14 protein-coding genes are annotated in these 17,045 nt (G+C 60.9%); 6 read left to right on the top strand and 8 right to left on the bottom strand.

What is annotated here, in order from left to right; genetic code table 11:
• Positions 1 to 28: 28 nt before the first annotated feature.
• The 4 genes from BUS12_RS13165 to BUS12_RS13150 all read left to right on the top strand — a co-directional run bounded on the left by BUS12_RS13165 (position 29) and on the right by BUS12_RS13150 (position 5,332).
• Positions 29 to 1,393: an ABC transporter substrate-binding protein gene (locus BUS12_RS13165; protein ID WP_074296101.1), complete on the top strand. Its 1,365-nt coding sequence runs from the start codon at positions 29 to 31 to the stop codon at positions 1,391 to 1,393.
• An 84-nt stretch (positions 1,394 to 1,477) separates the two neighbouring features.
• Positions 1,478 to 2,317: a carbohydrate ABC transporter permease gene (locus BUS12_RS13160; protein ID WP_074296100.1), complete on the top strand. Its 840-nt coding sequence runs from the start codon at positions 1,478 to 1,480 to the stop codon at positions 2,315 to 2,317.
• A complete protein-coding gene (locus BUS12_RS13155; protein WP_074296099.1) occupies positions 2,314 to 3,147 on the top strand; it encodes a carbohydrate ABC transporter permease in 834 nt (277 codons plus the stop codon). The genes BUS12_RS13160 and BUS12_RS13155 overlap by 4 nt, the downstream gene beginning before the upstream one ends.
• Positions 3,148 to 3,214: 67 nt before the next feature.
• On the top strand, positions 3,215 to 5,332 hold the full coding sequence (locus tag BUS12_RS13150) for an ADP-ribosylglycohydrolase family protein (RefSeq protein WP_074296098.1): 2,118 nt from the start codon (positions 3,215 to 3,217) through the stop codon (positions 5,330 to 5,332).
• 230 nt (positions 5,333 to 5,562) lie between these two features.
• On the opposite strand, the gene BUS12_RS13145 is transcribed toward BUS12_RS13150, so the two are convergent.
• From BUS12_RS13145 to BUS12_RS13140, 3 genes are all read right to left on the bottom strand, one after another.
• The gene (locus BUS12_RS13145; protein ID WP_074296097.1) at positions 5,563 to 6,324 is read right to left on the bottom strand and encodes a hypothetical protein; all 762 of its coding nucleotides are present in this window, start codon (positions 6,322 to 6,324) and stop codon (positions 5,563 to 5,565) included.
• Positions 6,321 to 6,611, bottom strand: a complete 291-nt coding sequence (locus tag BUS12_RS37810; RefSeq protein ID WP_083640369.1) for a hypothetical protein — start codon at positions 6,609 to 6,611, stop codon at positions 6,321 to 6,323. Before BUS12_RS37810 ends, BUS12_RS13145 begins: the two co-directional genes overlap by 4 nt.
• A gap of 181 nt (positions 6,612 to 6,792) precedes the next feature.
• Positions 6,793 to 7,707 carry a LysR substrate-binding domain-containing protein gene (locus BUS12_RS13140; protein WP_074296096.1) on the bottom strand — a complete coding sequence of 305 codons (915 nt, stop codon included), beginning with the start codon at positions 7,705 to 7,707 and terminating at the stop codon, positions 6,793 to 6,795.
• Between the two features lie 282 nt (positions 7,708 to 7,989).
• Between BUS12_RS13140 and BUS12_RS13135 the strand changes: the two genes are divergently transcribed.
• Complete coding sequence (locus tag BUS12_RS13135) at positions 7,990 to 8,835, top strand: SDR family NAD(P)-dependent oxidoreductase (RefSeq protein ID WP_074296095.1); 846 nt, start codon at positions 7,990 to 7,992, stop codon at positions 8,833 to 8,835.
• 250 nt (positions 8,836 to 9,085) lie between these two features.
• Here the strand turns inward: BUS12_RS13135 and BUS12_RS13130 are convergent, their stop codons facing one another.
• From BUS12_RS13130 to BUS12_RS13110, 5 genes are read right to left on the bottom strand one after another with little or no spacing between them, the layout of a single operon-like run.
• Positions 9,086 to 10,540, bottom strand: a complete 1,455-nt coding sequence (locus tag BUS12_RS13130; RefSeq protein WP_074297461.1) for a glutamine synthetase family protein — start codon at positions 10,538 to 10,540, stop codon at positions 9,086 to 9,088.
• On the bottom strand, positions 10,540 to 11,874 hold the full coding sequence (locus BUS12_RS13125) for an aromatic ring-hydroxylating dioxygenase subunit alpha (protein ID WP_074296094.1): 1,335 nt from the start codon (positions 11,872 to 11,874) through the stop codon (positions 10,540 to 10,542). Before BUS12_RS13125 ends, BUS12_RS13130 begins: the two co-directional genes overlap by 1 nt.
• A gap of 48 nt (positions 11,875 to 11,922) precedes the next feature.
• Positions 11,923 to 13,404 (bottom strand): amidohydrolase family protein, encoded by a 1,482-nt coding sequence (locus BUS12_RS13120; RefSeq protein ID WP_171991634.1) that lies wholly within the window; start codon positions 13,402 to 13,404, stop codon positions 11,923 to 11,925.
• Positions 13,401 to 14,831 carry an allantoinase AllB gene (allB, locus tag BUS12_RS13115; protein WP_074296093.1) on the bottom strand — a complete coding sequence of 477 codons (1,431 nt, stop codon included), beginning with the start codon at positions 14,829 to 14,831 and terminating at the stop codon, positions 13,401 to 13,403. The genes BUS12_RS13120 and allB overlap by 4 nt, the downstream gene beginning before the upstream one ends.
• A gap of 42 nt (positions 14,832 to 14,873) precedes the next feature.
• Positions 14,874 to 15,665 (bottom strand): SDR family NAD(P)-dependent oxidoreductase, encoded by a 792-nt coding sequence (locus BUS12_RS13110; protein WP_074296092.1) that lies wholly within the window; start codon positions 15,663 to 15,665, stop codon positions 14,874 to 14,876.
• Between the two features lie 262 nt (positions 15,666 to 15,927).
• Here BUS12_RS13110 and BUS12_RS13105 point away from each other — a divergent pair, with 262 nt between their 5' ends.
• Positions 15,928 to 16,896, top strand: coding sequence for a LysR family transcriptional regulator (locus tag BUS12_RS13105; RefSeq protein ID WP_074297457.1), 969 nt, complete (start codon positions 15,928 to 15,930; stop codon positions 16,894 to 16,896).
• The last annotated feature ends 149 nt before the right edge of the window (positions 16,897 to 17,045 follow it).

Raw genomic sequence — 17,045 nt, 5'->3', positions numbered from 1 at the left:
CGATCCCGCCTACCAGGAGGAGACAGCAATGAAGAGCAGAGCGGTGGTGGTGAAATCTTGTGTCACTGCGTCGCGGCGCATGGCTTTGATCTGTGCGATGCTCTCAGTCCTCGTGCCGGCCACGGCGACGTCAGCTTTCGCCGGCGATCCTATCTCGCTCTGGTACCAGCGCGGCGCCACGCCGGACCAGCAGCGCATCCTTCAAAAGGATCTCGTCGATCCTTTTAATGCTGCGAATCCCGGCAGTCCGCTAACGCTCGATGTCCGCGCCGGTGGGTCCGGCGACAAGCAGATTCGCATGGCGGTACTCGCAGGCAGAGGACCGGACCTTGTGATGACGCCAGGGCCAAGCTATGCGCTTCCGCTGATCGAGTCGGGCCATCTTCTTCCTCTCGATGCCTATATCCAGAAGTATCACCTCGACCAGCGCATCCTTGCACCGGCGTTGAAGGCCGGGATCTACAAGGGCCATATTTACGTCTTGCCGCGTACCTTCGAGACGATGGTGCTCTACTACAACAAGACGCTGTTTGAGAAGAACGGCTGGCAGCCGCCGAAGACGCTAGCCGATCTGAACAAACTCGCGGCTGCGATGCAGGCCAAGGGCATCACGCCGTTCTCCGTAGGCAACGGCGACTGGCGCGATGCGAACGAATGGCATGTGACGGTGGTGCTCAATCACTTCGCCGGACCGGACAATGTGTACAAGGCTCTCAAGGGCGAACTGCCGTGGACGGCGCCGGTGTTCCAGCAGGCGATCGGTCTCCTGAACGACTGGTACCAGAAGGGCTGGTTCGGCAAGGACTACTTCTCGTTGACGAGCGACCAGCAGGCATTACGCCTCGCCAAGGGAGAGGCCGGGATGGCACCCAACGGCACGTTCTCGTTCGACTTCATGACCAAGGCCTTCGCCCAGACGGGCCAGGAACTCGGCGTCGTTGCGCTACCCAGTCTGCGCGACGGCGTGCCTTACCCGACTTACGAGATCGGTATTGGCAGCACGCTTTCCATCAACAAGAGCTCAAGCAATCCGGACGCTGCCGCCGCATTTCTGAACTATCTCTACTCCGATGCGTTCTACGACAAGATCAGCAAGGACTGGCCGGGCGACTGGAACTTACCGCTGACGTCGGTGGATGCCACCAAGCTGGAGAAGAATGTTTCGCCGTTGTTCGCGAACACGGTGACGTCGTTTTCGAAAGGCGTGCGCGACGGCAACTACGGCTATACGACCTGGACCTATTGGCCGCCCGCGACAGAGGACTATCTGATCCGGGGTATCGAACAGGTCTGGCTCGGCAAGATCACCGTCAACCAATACCTCCAGACCATGCAGGATACCTTCGCCAAGGAACTCAAGGACGGCAAGGTGCCTCCGTTGCCACCGCGTTGAATCGCCCCGCTGATGTGCCCAATAAGCGCGGCACTCATGAAGCTGCCGCGCTAAATCGTTCAAATGCCGCTGTGAGCTGACCTTATGTGGTTTCTCTTTCCAGCCTTGCTGATTAACCTGCTGATCATCCTGATCCCGGCGTTGCTCACCGTTGCCATGGCGTTTGTCAGCTGGGACGGCACGTCGGATCCCGTGTTCGCAGGGTTCGACAATTTTCGCGCGATGTTCGCCGATCCCGTGTTTTCCTCGGCGCTTCTCAACAACGTCAAGTGGACCGCGCTATTCCTGACGGTGCCGATCATCATGGGCCTCGTCGCTGCGTCCTTGCTGCTGATGGTGCGGAAAGGACGGACCTTTTTCCAGATTGTCTATTTTCTTCCCGCTATCATCGCGACCGTGGTGATCGCCCGGGTGTGGCAGGGGATGATCTATAACCCGGATGGCGGGCTGATAGGGTGGCTGCATATCTTCGGGTTCCACCTCGACGACCCCCTCGCGCATCCGTCCACGGCATTGTTGGCCGTTGCCTCCGTCGATCTCTGGCACTGGTGGGGCTTTATGGCCGTGATATTTTTCGCGGCTTTCCGTCAGGTCGATCGCGCACAGATCGAAGCGGCCCGGCTCGACGGCGCCGGCTACTTCCAACTGATGCGTTACATCCTGCTTCCGGCGATCCGGCCCACCATCGTGCTGATGATGATCATGACCGTGATCTGGTCGTTTCTCGCGTTCGACTTTGTCTATGTGCTGACCCAAGGAGGACCCGCGTTTTCGAGCGAAGTGCTCTCGACGCTTTCGTATCGCTACGCATTTTATAACTTCACGATGGGGCCGGCTGCCGCTGTGGCGCTGGTGATCAGTCTGTTCGGGTTGGTAGCGACGATCTTCTATGTTCGCGTTCAGCAACAGGAGCTTGAATCGTGAACCATGCGATAAGCCGAGGCACCTTGACGATCACTTATGTGATCCTCGCGCTGGGCGCCGTCGTCGCACTGTTCCCGCTTGCGTTGATGGTCGTCAGCGCGCTGAAGACGAGCGCGGAGATCGTGGCCGATCCGCTGTCACTGCCGCACGTGCCGCAGTGGATCAATTTCGCACGGGCGTGGCGCGACGCAGAGATGGCGAGGTCGCTGCTCAATAGCGTGAAAGTGACCGGTCTGACGGTCGTGCTGATCTGCGCGACGGGTTCGATGGCGGCGTATGCGCTCGCCCGGCAGAAAGTGCGTGGCTCCCGCTGGATTGCGGTGTACTTTCTCGCCACCACCACCTTGCCTATCCAGCTCTACCTGTTCCCGCTGTACTTCGGCTTTGCGAAGTTGAACCTCGTGGACAGTATCTTCGCGACCTCGCTGATCTATACGGCGATCTACAGTCCGTTTTCGATCTTTTTGCTGCGCACTTATTTTCTGGCGATTCCGGTGGAGATAGAAGAGGCCGCGATCATGGACGGTGCGACGCGTTGGCAGGTGTTCAGCCGCGTCACGCTTCCGCTCGTTTCGCCGGGACTTTTGACCGTAGCGGTGATCGCGGGCATGAACACCTGGAACGAATTCCTGATCTCGACGACGTTCCTGCAAGGACACGCCGTGCAGACCGCCGTGGTCCGCTTCTACTCGATGGGCGGTCAGTACAGCAGCGATTGGGGCGAAATCATGGCCGCGGCGCTTATTATCGTCGCGCCGATGGTCGCTTTTTTTCTTGTCATGCAACGCCGCTTTATCGAAGGCATGGCAAGCGGATCGGTCAAAGGCTGAGTGCCGCTTTACGCGACCCGGTCTTTCACCACCTTCGTCAACCGTACCGTATGCAGAGGTGCCACTCATGTCTCTTCAGCAAGATTATCTGGAACGCGTCTACGCCGGCGTGCTCGGTAAGCTTATCGGCGTATTCCTCGGCAGGCCTTTCGAAAACTGGACTCATCAGCGCATCATGGCGGAGCTTGGCACTATCGACTACTACGTTCACGACCGGCTAGGCGTTCCGCTCGTCGTGACCGACGACGACGTCGCCGGCACCTTCACATTTCTACGTGCGTTCGAAGAGCACGGTGTCAAGCCGGAACTCTCGGCCGAGGAAATCGGCAAGACGTGGCTCAACAATATTGTCGAGAACCGCGCGATTCTCTGGTGGGGCGGCAGCGGCAACTCCAGCGAGCATACGGCATGGCTAAACCTGAAGCGAGGCGTTCCGGCGCCCGCGAGCGGCTCCATTGCCGTCAACGGGCAAACCGTCGCGGAACAGATCGGCGCGCAGATCTTCATTGACGGCTGGGCCATGGTCGCGCCCGGCCAGCCCCAGCTCGCAGCGCGCCTCGCCGAACAGGCCGCGAAGGTGAGCCATGATGGTGAGGCCGTTCATGCGGCGAAGTTGCTCGCTGCCATGGAGGCCGAAGCATTCGTTTCGGATGACGTCACCCATCTGATTGAAGTTGGGCTTTCCGTGATTCCCGAGGACAGTCTGATCGCCCGCCTGATTGCCGACGTGCGCCGCTGGCACGCCGAACTGCCGGAATGGCGCGATTGCCGTCAACGCATCCAGGACCACTACGGCTACGACAAATTCCCAGGCAACTGCCATGTGGTGCCCAATCACGCACTCATCATCATGAGTCTGCTTTACGCGCCGGACGACCTGCAAAAGGCGCTGATGATAGTCAACACGTCCGGCTGGGACACCGACTGCAATTCGGGCAATCTCGGTTGTTTGCTGGGCATCAAGCTTGGGCTCGCAGGCGTGGATGCGGGGCCTGACTGGCGCGGCCCGATCGCGGACCGGATGCTGATCTCTTCGGCCGATGGCGGCAACGCGGTCACCGATGCGGTGCGGATTGCCTACCAGATCGCCGGGTTCGGCCACCAGCTCGCCGGCATGCCCGCACCGGATAGGCCAAAGAACGGTGCGCTCTTTCACTTCTCATTGCCGGGCAGCGTGCAGGGTTTTGAGGCCGACACGAGGAGTGGTTCGCCGGGCGCGTTGAGCGTGGAGAACAGCGGCGGCAAGCTTGCACTGCGCATCCAGTCTCTCGCGCCGGGTCAGAAGCTGTCGGCGATGACGCCGACTTTTTCGCCACCCAATGCGCCGCAAATGCCGGTGTACGAGTTGATGGCTACGCCGCTCATCTACCCGGGGCAATGGGTCGAGGCGAGCATTGCCGCCGGGCCGGGCAACTCGGCGCCCGTGTCCGTCAACCTTCGGCTAAAAGTGTATGGCAAAGGCGATACGCTGAACACGATCGACGGCGAGTCGCAGACGCTGGCCCCTGGGCAAAGCACGTTGCTGCGCTGGCGCCTGCCCGATACCGGCGGCCAGCCGATCCAGCAAATCGGCTTCAATCTGGCGACCGCTGCGCCGCAGGCCAAGGGGGTGATTCTCGTCGACTATCTCCGCTGTGACGGACCGCCGGAGCTTCGTCTGCGCCGCCCCGACGAGCCGGGCGATTTCTGGCGTCTCGCGTGGATCAATAGCGTGAGCATCTTCAGCAAGAATTTTCCGGCGGCATTCCGTATTTCGCAAAGCGTGGGCGAAGGCATCATCATTCATGGCACACGGCAGTGGAGCGACTACACCGTATCGTCGAGCATCGTTATCCACCTGGGACACGAGGGTGGACTAGCGGTTCGGGTTCAGGGGTTGCGCCGCTATTACGCCATGCTTCTGTCGCGCGACGGCTATCTGCGCCTTATCAAGGTCAGGGATGGCAAGCGGACGGTACTCGCCGAGAAGGCGTACTCGTGGAATCTCGAGCAATCCTATCCGATGTCGGTGACGCTGAGCGGCAGCGAGATCGACTGCTCGATCGACGGGCAGCCCGTCTTCTCGATCAGCGACACCACGGAAGGCTACGAGAATGGCGGGATCGGGCTCGTGATCAACGAGGGCGCACTGTCCACTGCCGAGATACGGGTGAGCAGTAGACCGGAATCCGCCAGAACGTCCTGAATGGCGCCCGGGTCCCGGCGCCCGGTGGGCTGTTGCGGCCGAAGGGTCGGCCACCGGATTGACCGCCAGGCAGGTCAGTTCAGCGAGAGAAGGTCTTGAAACAGAAATTGACCGACATCACGATGTCGGAAAAACAATCCAGACCCGGGACGAAGACCAGAAAATCCTGGAGGTGCTGGCCTCGGTCCTGCGACTCAGCAGCGGCGCTCTCGCGCAGGGTCGTAGCCGTGTCACGAATTCAGCGAAATTTTCCGCAACCTCCGGCGTTCAAGGCCGTTGCGCAATTGGCCTGCGGCAAACGCGCTGACGATCAGGGACAAATAGAAGGTCACGAGATCGTGACGCCAGACATCCAGGGTGAGCCGATGCGCAATCAGGATTGGATCGGGGGCCGCAAGTACAACGCTCTTCGCCTCGACAGCTCGCATCATCCGGATAAAGCCTGCCGCGGATAGTAATGGCAATAGGGCGACCAAAGCCAACAGTGCTGGTTTCATGCGGCGCGCCCACGGGAAGTGACGCAATCGAAACCATAGTCCGAGGCATCCGTGTATCCATCCAGGCGCGAGCAGCGCAAGCTGCAAACCCTGCGTACCACTCGTTAGCAGGACGATCACGACGCGCTCATAGTCAGGCTCGAAGCCATAGAGCGAGGACGCGAGCCGGGTCGTCACTGCATGGCGGATAAGCAGCAGCGGCAGGCTGAGTCCTGCCCACAGGCGAACCCACTCAGCTAACGGTAACGTCCAGTGACGGCGCCCGTATATCGTGCGCACGGCCAGCGCAAAGTGGAGCGCAGCCGCACCGTACAACGCAATCGTTCCAGGTGTGCTGTGCCAGAGCCATAGCGCTAAAGCAAGGCCACGTCCAGCCAGTTCGAGTGACCAGATCCCGAGCGCGTGATTGACCAGATGAAGAAAGAGGTAGATCAGCAACACCACGCCAGACCCAAGCTGCAACCGACGCAGAACGGTTTGCATCTGCGCCGTCATGACTGCATCCGGCAAGCGTTGTGCGACGCGCGACGAGCAAACGCCGCCTGGCCGCCAGATTTTCTCGTACCTCCAATAAAACTGCGGCGTAACCGTCCAGACAGATCAGCCGGCGGCGACTTCAGCGGCGCAGATTCGCGCTGACTCGCCGCGTCCTGACGTACCGCTTCGGCGAATCGCTGTAATGCCGATACCGAACCGCATACGCTCTGGTATTCCTCGCGACCGATTCTGCCGTCCAGGATGACGGCAAATCCCGATGCATGTGCCATGTCGACGATGTTCATTTGATCACCCGTTTCGAGTCTGTCATACCTGCAAGACCGTGGCGATGCGTCAGTTATTCCCTGATTCGACCGGATGCATATGAGCGCAATCGAACGCGCCTGATACCTGCGGCTCACGGCCGAGGCCGTGTCAAAACTCAAAACGACGATAGCTTCGGGACTATGCCTCTGCATCAAGCGCTTACTCCGGCCGGTGTGACTGGACAGAATTGCCCTCCGCCTGTACCTGAGCGACAAACTTCTGCAGTAAGGGCGACGAATTGTCTTTTTTCCAGATTAGATTGAACGGGAGCCGGACATTCATGTCAACAACCGGAAGTAACACAACGCTTCGAGGGCAGTGCCAACGCGTCGACTCTGTTGACCAGGCGATTCCAATCTGGCATTGCACAAGACCCAATAGTGTGTCGCGGTCCATTGCCTCCTGGACGATGTGCGGAGCGCGCAAGCCGCCACGAGCACACGCCCGCATCAATTGATCATCGAAGCCTGGATTAGCCCATCGCTGGAACCAGATGAACGGCATGTCCTGCAGATCCCGCAATCGAATTCCTTGCCGCTTCGTTAAGGGGTGACCTTTGGGCACTGCAAGCAGGATCCTGTCTTGCGCGAACTCCCAATGCGCCAGATCCTTGTGCCACGGCGTGATGGCAGCGGAAAACCCGGCATCCAGCCGGCCCGACAAGACTGCTTCAATCTGATGAATAGAAAGCATGTGGTGCAGCATCAACTCCGCATCTGGCTGTCGGCGCCGAAGTTCGCGAATCGAGTCGACAACCATTGCATGCCAGGACAACGCCGTGGCAATTCCGATTCGAAGCGTACCGGCTCTGCCAAGGGCGATCCGCTCGGCGCGACGCCTCGCCTCATCGACATCTTGCAAGATGCGTCGCGAGTCGTCCAGGAACAGTTTCCCCGCTGCGCTCAATCGAACTCCTCGCGGCAATCGGTCGAACAGAGGGAATCCCAGTTCGCTCTCCAAATCCCGGACCTGCCGCGACAGGGAGGGCTGAGCAACACGGAGGCGCTCAGCCGCACGTCCAAAATGCTGCTCTTCGCCAACGACGACGAAGTACCGCAAGTGCCGAAGTTCCATCTGATACCTTCCAAGCATTAAATGGATGAAAACGAAGTATTGGACGCATCGGTCGAGACGATCCCAAACTGAAGTCTACGCGTGGTTTGATGTACAGGATCGGCCTTCGCGGAAAGCCGACAGCACGAGGTCGTTGCGCACGCCTGCCTTACACCGACCATGTGGCCAACGCTAGTTGTCATCACGCCGGCGAGGGACCAGAAACGGCCCGCCATCGTGAGGGCAACCGGAATGAGCAGTGGGTATGTCCTGAGTCACGCAATTTGAAGGGAGAACGGCATAATGTCTGGTCAGAAGTGGTTCATTACCGGTGCGTCTGGCGGTCTGGGGCTCGCCCTCACGACAAAGGTGCTTGCCGAGGGGCATCCTGTGATTGCAGCGGTGCGCCGTGTTGAAGCGATGCAGGCGCTGAAGCAGGCGTGGCCGGATCTGCTCGAAGTTGAGTCGGTCGACTTGACCAATCGCGAACAGGTTCAAAGCGTCGCAGCGCGCCATCCCGATGTCGACGTAGTCGTGAACAATGCGGGCGGCGCCGTGATTGGCGCGATGGAGGAAATGAGCGAAGCTGATATCCAGCAGCAGATCACCCTGAATCTGCTCGCGCCCATCCATGTCACTCGTGCATTCCTCGGCACGCTGCGCGCAAAGAAGCGCGGCACGTTCATCCATGTCAGTAGCGTCGGCGGACGTGCCGCCTTCCCGGGAGGCGCGCTATATCACGCCGCGAAGTTCGGACTTGAAGGCTTTGCCGAAGCGGTGGCCCAGGAAGTCTCCGAGTTCGGCATCAAGACCATCATTATTGAACCGGGCTCTATCAGGACCGGCTTCGTGGCCAATATCCACTGGACTCAGGAACTTGAAGACTACAAGGGCAGCGCGGTTGGCAAGCTACGTCGCTGGATCGAGGAAAACGGTGACGCAAATGCTTCGGGCGATCCCGTGAAAATGGCCGACGCTATCTATACGATCAGCCAGATGCCGGAGCCGCCGCTGCGCACCGTCCTGGGCGGTGATGCCTATGGAGTGCTGGAAGCCGGCTACACCAGGAGTCTGGCCGCCCTACAGGCGCAAAAGGACATTGCCGGGTCCGTGATGTTGGAGGGTAAAACGGGCTTTGTTCCCGAGTGAGCGTGCCTGAAGACTGCATCGCGGCCCAGGCGAAACAACCGGCTGGTTCGATGGAATCCCGAGCCCAAGCGTTGTGCAATAGTCTGAGAATCGCCCGCGCCGCCACTATCAGGGCATCGGTGTAGGCGCACGTCAAAGGTTAAGCGATTGTGTCCAAAGTCTGGGGGCAACTAGAAACGCAGGTTCGAGAAGCCCCATCCCGGTTGATGAATACGATCTCGCCACCTATTTGCACCACGGCCACACGGATCTACATCAGATTGAAGTACTCGCGTTGCTCCCACTCGGACACTTCAGCTTGATACCGCTCCAGCTCGGCGCGCTTCAGATGAATGAAGTAGTCGACAAACCCAGGCCCAAACTGGGAACGTAAGACTTCATCCGCGGCCAGCGCATCGAGCGCAGCCGCCAGGGTGGTCGGCAAGCGTGGCGCGGGCGATGAATACGGTTGATCGGCCGACTCGCCAGGATGGATGGCCTGATCGACCCCATCGAGGCCGGAGAAGATCTGCGAAGCAAAATAGAGGTAGGGATTCGCCGCAGGTTCGCCAATGCGGTTTTCGATGCGCGTCGCGTTATCGCCCACGCCACCGAGCACGCGCAGCATGGCGCCGCGATTGTCGTGCGCCCAGCATGCGCGATCCGGCGCTAGAGACTGGCTTCTGAAACGCTTGTATCCGTTGATGGTCGGCGTCGCGAACGGCGTCGATGCACTCGCGTGTCTGAGCAGGCCGCCCATGAACTGAAGGCCGAGCGGCGATAGGGGATGTCCGGTCGCATCGGGCTTGAACAGATTGGAACCCGCGTCTGCAGCATCAATCGACACAAGCGACTGATGCAGATGCCAGCCGCTCGACACGACGTTCGGAATGCGTGGGCGGCACATGAAGGTCGCGTGATAGCCGTGTCGGGCGCACACCTGTTTGACGGCGCTGCGAAACAGCAACATGGCGTCAGCCGATGCCGCCGCGGATTGCGGCGCAAAGGTGAACTCGAACTGGCTAGGACCGAACTCGATCTCCAGCGAACTGACCGGCAGCTCAAGTCGCTCACACGTTTCGCGCAGCAACTGCATCAAGCCGTCGACGGCGTCGTAACGCGACTCCGTGAGATATTGATAGCCATGCGTCAGCAGTTCGACATCGACAGGACGTCCGGGCTGTCCCGCATCTTCCGGTTGCATATGCGGATCGGTCACGCGAAAAACGTGAAACTCGACCTCGAGGCCGGTTGTCAACTGCCAGCCTCGCTCCGCGAGCAACGCGTTTGCTTTCGCGAGGATCGGACGGGTTGCATAGGGCACCGCCCGTCCGTCGGGCAGATACGCATCACAGAGCAGCCAGCCCGTACGCGGGCTCCACGGCAGCGCCTTGAACGTAGTGGGGTCGGCCAGCAGCACGCTGTTGGATGTGCCCGCCATGTTGTCGAGGCCGAGTCCACCTTCCCTGGTGAACACGGAGAACACCGAGCGATGCGACGTGTCTTTCGCATACATCGTGGACGTGAAGCCAACGCCCGAGCGCAGCGCGCGCGCGGCTTCTGCAGCAACGAGCGTTTTGCCGCGCAAGATGCCGTGCTGATCGGGAAACGCAAAGCGCACGGTGTCGAAGTCGCCACTTTCCAGACGAGCGGCCAGCAGCGACGCGGCGTCGTGCTGCGCGTCGGACCACAGCGCGTGCTGTTCGGCGAATGGACGTGACGGCATCACGCTTCCTTCATCGTCGATTGCGCGCGCGAAGCCCATTCGCATGCTTCGCGGCGACGCTGGTCGGCGTCCTGCCAGTAAGTCGCCGCTTCTACGCCATGACTGATGCCGTCGATCGACGCGGGGCCCGTCAAGTTCCGCGCTTCGCTCTCATCGACCATCATCGGCGCACGCTCTCCGCGCGAAACCGCGCGAATCGAATCCTTCAGCAACCTGCGGTAACGCACGATGCCTTTGTCGGCGGTGCCGAGATGTTCCCGGGTGCGATCCTGGATGGGGCCTTGCGATTCGACCGCCCACTGATCATGAACGTTGATGTCGTGGCCCATGCCGGTGTAGGTCTCGCGATGTTGCTCGTCGACGTCGTAGCCATACTCGTTGCGGCGATTACGGCGTGACGTGTAGTCGGGCAATTCATAGAGTTCCAGCCGCTGCGCGCGCATTTGCGCCTTGTCGACGGGTTCCGTGAAACTGGTGAAGATGGCGTACCAATAGCAATGGGTGTCGTCGACCGGCACATGCCATTGCGTGATCGTCATCTCGGCGCTCATCGGAATCACGAACGCTTGCGGAAATACGAGGTTCGTCACGCGCACATGGGTTTGCGCGTGGCCCAGGTCACGCAGCGCCGTCAAGCGCAGGCCGTAAGGAGCGGACTCGACCTGAATCGTGGGGCAATCGTATTCGCGCAAAACCGTCGTGATCGCGACATCGGAATCCGCCGATGTGCCGCGAAACTGTTTGCCGTAGCTTTCGGACGGCGAGTCGTCTTCGAAGAAACGATGCAGATACGACGCATGCGATGGATCGATTCCCACCTCCAATGCCTGCAGCCAGTTGCACTCGAAGAGACCCTTGAATGCGAACGTATGGCTCGACGGCGCGACAAAGCAATCGAATGCGGGAAACGCGGGCGGCGTGCCCTTGCCGAGATAGGCGAACAGGATGCCCGATCGTTCGACCACCGGATAAGCCGTCTGACGCACGCGGTCGCAAAGACGCACATTGGGCGGCTCAGCCGGCGTTTCGAGGCAGGTGCCGTCAACCGCAAACAGCCAGCCGTGAAACAGGCAGCGTAAGCCGCCGTTTTCGAGCCGGCCGTACGCGAGATCGGCGGCGCGATGCGGACAATGACGATCGAGCAGGCCGTAGCGTCCCAGTTCGTCGCGAAACAGCACGAAGTCTTCGCCCATCAGACGCACGGCCTTGACGGGGCGCGGCCCGTCAAGCTCCTCCACCAGCGCGACCGCCTGCCAATACGCGCGCAACAGCGTCCCACCCGGCGTCGTCGGTCCGACGCGTGTCATCATTTCGTTGTCTGCTGCTGTTTCCATGAGTCCGATTCCTGGTAGCGGGCCGGTTTCTGTGACCAGCCGGTTCATTCAATCCGGTTTGCGGTGACAACCGCAGGCGTAAAAGTCGCCGAGCGCCGTGTGTAGCCGGGTCAACCGTGCTGTGTCGGCGGGTTGAAGCGGCGCGATCTCGCGTGCACGTCGCGCGTCGTTCAGCAGTGCCTGTTCAAGCGCGCTGCGCGAGACGGAGCAACATTGACCGCGCTCGACGATCGTGCGGCCCGCCACGACCAGGGTGGCGATATCGGCTTTGGTCAGACGCGCAAGCAGCAGGTCGAGCAGACCTTCGTCGCTGTCGTTGAGCCTGTCACGGAAGATCCGGGTCGTGTCCACGATCAGGATGTCCGCGGGCGCGCCCACTTCGATGCTGCCGCCGCCATCGCTGACGACCGTGGAGCGGCCATGCCGGCACGCCGCGTCGAACAGCTCGCCTATGGATAGCGTGGCGTGCGATTGCGTTTGCTGGACATGGCGCAGCAGACGCATCTCGCGCAACATGTCATCGTCGTCGTCGAGTGCCATGCCGTCGAGGCCAATGCCAAAACGCACTCCGCGCTCGATCATCGAAGCAAGCGGTGCAATCCCAGACTGAAGACGCAGGTTCGATGACGTATTGATCGAAACCGTCACGTTATAACGCGCAAGCACATCGCATTCATCCGGCGTGAGCCAGACGCCGTGCGCAACCGTGAGGCGCGCCGACAACATACCGATGCCGGCCAGATAAGCGATCAGTCCACCTGGACCATAGCGGGCGTCTGCCCATTCGCGTTGCTGCCGCGTTTCGAACAGATGCATGTGGACGCGTCGGCCCGTTTCGGCGGATGCGCGCGCAACCGCTTCCAGCGTCGCATGGTCGACCCACTGGGGCCCGACCGGCCCGTATTGCACCGAGAACCACGGATGTTGGAGGGCAGCGATCCGCTCAGTCAACGCGAGGTTGTCAGCGAGCGTGCGCGACGGCCGCTGCGTGGCGAGCAATACCGCCCGATCGTCTTCAGGCAGACGCGCAAGGAGGGCGCCGAGGTTGCCATACACCGTCGGATTCGCCCCTGCAAACGGCACGGCGAACGCCACGCGAATGCCTACGTCATACGCGGCCTTTGCCACGCCCACGGCTTCTTCGTAGAGCGCCTGGCTATTCTGCGTGTTGTGACAGTGATTGGCCGCGCAGATGCCGCCTTCGGCGAGTCCTGCAAACGCCACGGCGGCGCGCAGATACGGATCGACGCGTGGCTCGCGCGCAAGCGCGGCGATCCACGTTTCGAGCGGACCATCCGCGGCGCCGAACGCGAGTGTGCGCAGTCCGCGTCCGTGGTCGTGTGCATTGACGGGAGCAGGCAGCGCAATCAACGAGCGGCTACGGTCCGTCGCGTCATGCGGCAGCGCTTCGATTGCGGCCACGCGCCCGTCCCGCACATGAATCGCAGACGGTCCCGAAGGCGCGTGCCGGCCGGGCGCCGTCAACAACCGGCCCACCCGCAGCACCTGTGTGTCCACGCCGGCAGTCAAAGCACGCTTTCTTGCGGATGCGACGACGTGATCGCGGCCGTACTCTGATCGAGATTGCGTGGGGTAGCCGCGGGCATCTTCTGGATCCGGCGCACTGATTGCCCATGCCCGCGCGCGCTTTCGACCAGCTCGCGATCGCGCATCACAAAGCGTCCACGCACGAGCGTATGTACCGGCACGCCCTTGACGGGTGTGAGGTTGAACGGCGTGGAGTTGCCGATCGACTTGAGCCGCCCGGACGTAATGATTTCTTCGCGCTCCATGTCGATCACGACGATATCGGCGTCCGCCCCCGGTTGCAGAATGCCCTTGTACGGGAAGAGGCCAAACGCCTTCGCGGGCGCCGTCGCGGTGAGTCGCACATAGTCGTTGAGCGTGAGACGGCCTTGCGCGATTTGCGTCAACATCAACGGCATTTGTGTTTCCACGCCGGTGAAGCCGCAATCGGCGCACCAGATGTCGTCCTTGAACTTTTCGGTTTCGGCGTGCGGCGCGTGATCGGTCGCGATCATGTCGATCGTGCCGTTGCGAATGCCTTCCCATAGCGCGATCTGATGCTGCTTCTGACGAATCGGCGGATTCACGCGAATCAGCGAGCCCTTTTCGCGGTACGCACGTTCGTCGAGCAGCAGATAGTGCGGTGCTGTCTCGGCGGTGATGTCGACGCCGCGCGCCTTCGCTTCCGCAAGCGGCCGCAGTTCATCACCCGACGAAACATGCAGGATGTGAATGCGGGCGCCGGTCCATTCAGCGAGAATCGCCGCACGGGCCACCGCTTCTACGGCAACAACGGGTGGTCGCGCATCGAGATGGGCGAGCGGATCATGCCGGCCAGCCGCTTTGAGTTGCTGTTGACGTCGCGCCATGATCGACGCGTTTTCCGCATGCAGGGAGATGCGCATGCCATGCTGCGCGACGATTTCAAATCCTTCGAGCATCGCGCCGGTGGGCGGCGAGGGCAGGTTGCCGAACGTGTTGCCCATGAAGCACTTGAACGCCGCCACGCCGCCGTCGATCAGACTCTCCAGTTGATCCAGATTGTTTTCGGCGAGCAGTCCATAGATGCCGTAGTCCACGTATGCCTTCTGTGCCGCTTCGAGCTTGAGCTTCAATGCATCGGGCGTGCCGGTCGGCGGGTTCGTATTGGGCATTTCGAACACCGTCGTGACGCCACCCATCGCAGCACTCGCCGTCCCTGTTGCCCATGTTTCCTTATGGGTGTAGCCGGGTTCGCGGAAATGAACGTGAACGTCGATCGCGCCGGGCAGCACATGCTTGCCGCGCGCATCGAGCGTTTCTTTCGCCTCGGGCATGCTCGCATCGTGTCCGATGCACAGCACGCGGCCGTCCTTGATCGCAATGGATGCGACGTATTGGGTGGAGTCGGTGACGACAGTGCCGCCGCGAATGATCAGGTCTGCAATCATGGTGTGTTTGCGAGGAAAGTAAGTGCTGTGGCAGACCAGCGGTCAGAGCATGGCCCATCCGCCGTCGACAGGCAGATCGACTCCGGTAATTTGACGTGATACATCGGAGGAGAGAAACAGGCACGCGTGCGCCACGTCGCTATCGTTGCTGATGCGTTGGAGCGCATAGTCCTGCGCGTGATGCGCGACGGCTTCTTCCTCGCCGATGGACAGCTTGCGCATGACGTCGGGCACGACCTTCGTGCGAAAGCGCTCGCCGTCGACCATACCGGGCGCAACGTAATTGACGTTGATGTTGTAGCGACCGGCTTCGAGCGCTGCCGACTTGGTCACGCCGCGTAGCCCCCATTTTGAAGCCGAGTAAGCCATGCGACCGGCGCGGCCGCGCATGCCGAACGTACCGCCCACGTTGACGACTTTCCCGTAGCGCCGTTCGATCATGGACGGCATGATGGCCCGCATCATGTTGAAACAGCCGGTCAGGTTGACATCGACGATCTCCTCGAACTCTTCATTCGTGGTGGTCCACGTCGTGCCGCCTACGGGACCGGTGCCGCCCGCCACGTTAATGAGTACGTCGATACAACCGAAGCGGGCCATCGTAGCGTTGGCGAGCGCGTCGGCGTCGGCCGCATCGGTGACATCGCAACGAATCATCAGGATGTCTGCGCCACTTAAAGCGGGGTCTTGCACGAGACCTTCAATCGCAGCCATGTCACGTCCCGCGAGGACCAGCTTCGCGCCTTCGGCGGCAAACGCGCGCACGATCGCTGGACCCATTCCCTTTGCTGGGCCCGTCACTACCACGACTTTGTTGCGCAGCTGCAAATCCATTGATTGTCCTTTATAGAGAGATCTGTCCCGGGTCGATGCTCGCGGCCTGTTCTGAAATTGGCATCAACCTTGCTTTGTATCCGCGGCACGCTCGTTCGATTCAACCCGTTGAGGCACCAGGGAGTTGTCTTCACGATACTTGATCAATATCGAAGGACGAGGTGTTAATTTGGTTCGCCCCTGTTGTTTAACTGGCTATGGAGTCTTGAATTGAGTCTGGCTAGACTGCGGGTGCTTCGAAATCTGGATAGGGAGTGTGGCCGTGACGCTTCGTAGCATGCGAGTTCTGCGTTATCTGGAAGAGGTCGCGCGTGCGGGCTCGATACGGCGGGCGGCCGAACGCCTGTATGTCACGCCGTCGGCGCTCTTGCGGCGCATTCAGGACATTGAGGAAGAACTCGGCGCGCCGGTATTCGAGCGGACCTCGGCGGGTGCGCAATTGACTGCGGCCGGCGAACTGTTCCTCGGCTGGATACGCACGCAGAACGCGGGACTGCGTCACGTGATGTCGCAGATCGAATCGCTCTCGGGGCTACGGCGCGGCGAGGTGCGTGTGTCGGCAAGCCAGGCGGTGGCGCGGGGTTTTCTGTTGCAGGAGATCATCGACTTCCGGGCGCAGCATCCGCTCGTCAAGTTTCATGTGACCATCTGCGACCATGGCCGCGCCATGCGTGCATTGATTGCGTATGAAACGGACCTCGTGCTGGTGTTCCGGCCACCGCAGGCAGCGGAGCTTCAACCGCTGATGTCGATCGGGCAGGGGCTGGTCGCGGTGATGTCGGCGGATCATCCGCTCGCGGGACGGCCATCCGTGCGGATGCGCGAATGCCTGGAGTATGAGATCGGTCTCGTGGACAGCAGTTTTTCCGGTCGCGAGATCATCGACGAGATCGTCGCGCGGAGTTCGGTGCAGCTCAATCCGATCATCGAGGCGAACTCATTCGACTTGCTGGTCGATCTCGTACGGCAATCGCGGATCATCACGTTTCAGATCGACATCGGCACGCTCGGCTGGCGGCAGGATCCGATGCTTGCTGTGGTGCCGGTCGATGAACGCGATGCTGCATTCGGCCCGCTCGTGCTCGGTCAGTTACGTGGACGTGCCTTGCCGCTCGCCACAGCCAAGTTCGGCGAGCAACTCGCGCGCAAGCTCCACGAGTGGCGTTCCACGCCGTCGCAGGATGTGCCGGGCATCCACGCAGATGCTGATGCGATGCTCCAGACCGACTGACCTGCGTGCACCACTGCGCGTCTGTTATGCACCGCGATCGACGGCGGTGCACTGCGACGTCGTCCTTATCCGCCTCGAAGACGGCATGGCCCATCACATGCGTCGTTTGGTCGTTGCATGTGGCAGGCCGTTTTTGCGCGCGCAGCAAT

It is taken from the genome of Paraburkholderia phenazinium (assembly GCF_900142845.1).
In the GTDB taxonomy this organism is placed as follows: domain Bacteria; phylum Pseudomonadota; class Gammaproteobacteria; order Burkholderiales; family Burkholderiaceae; genus Paraburkholderia; species Paraburkholderia phenazinium_A.
Note: the sequence above shows the minus strand (reverse complement) of the source record. Positions and strands in the feature narration are given on the sequence as shown.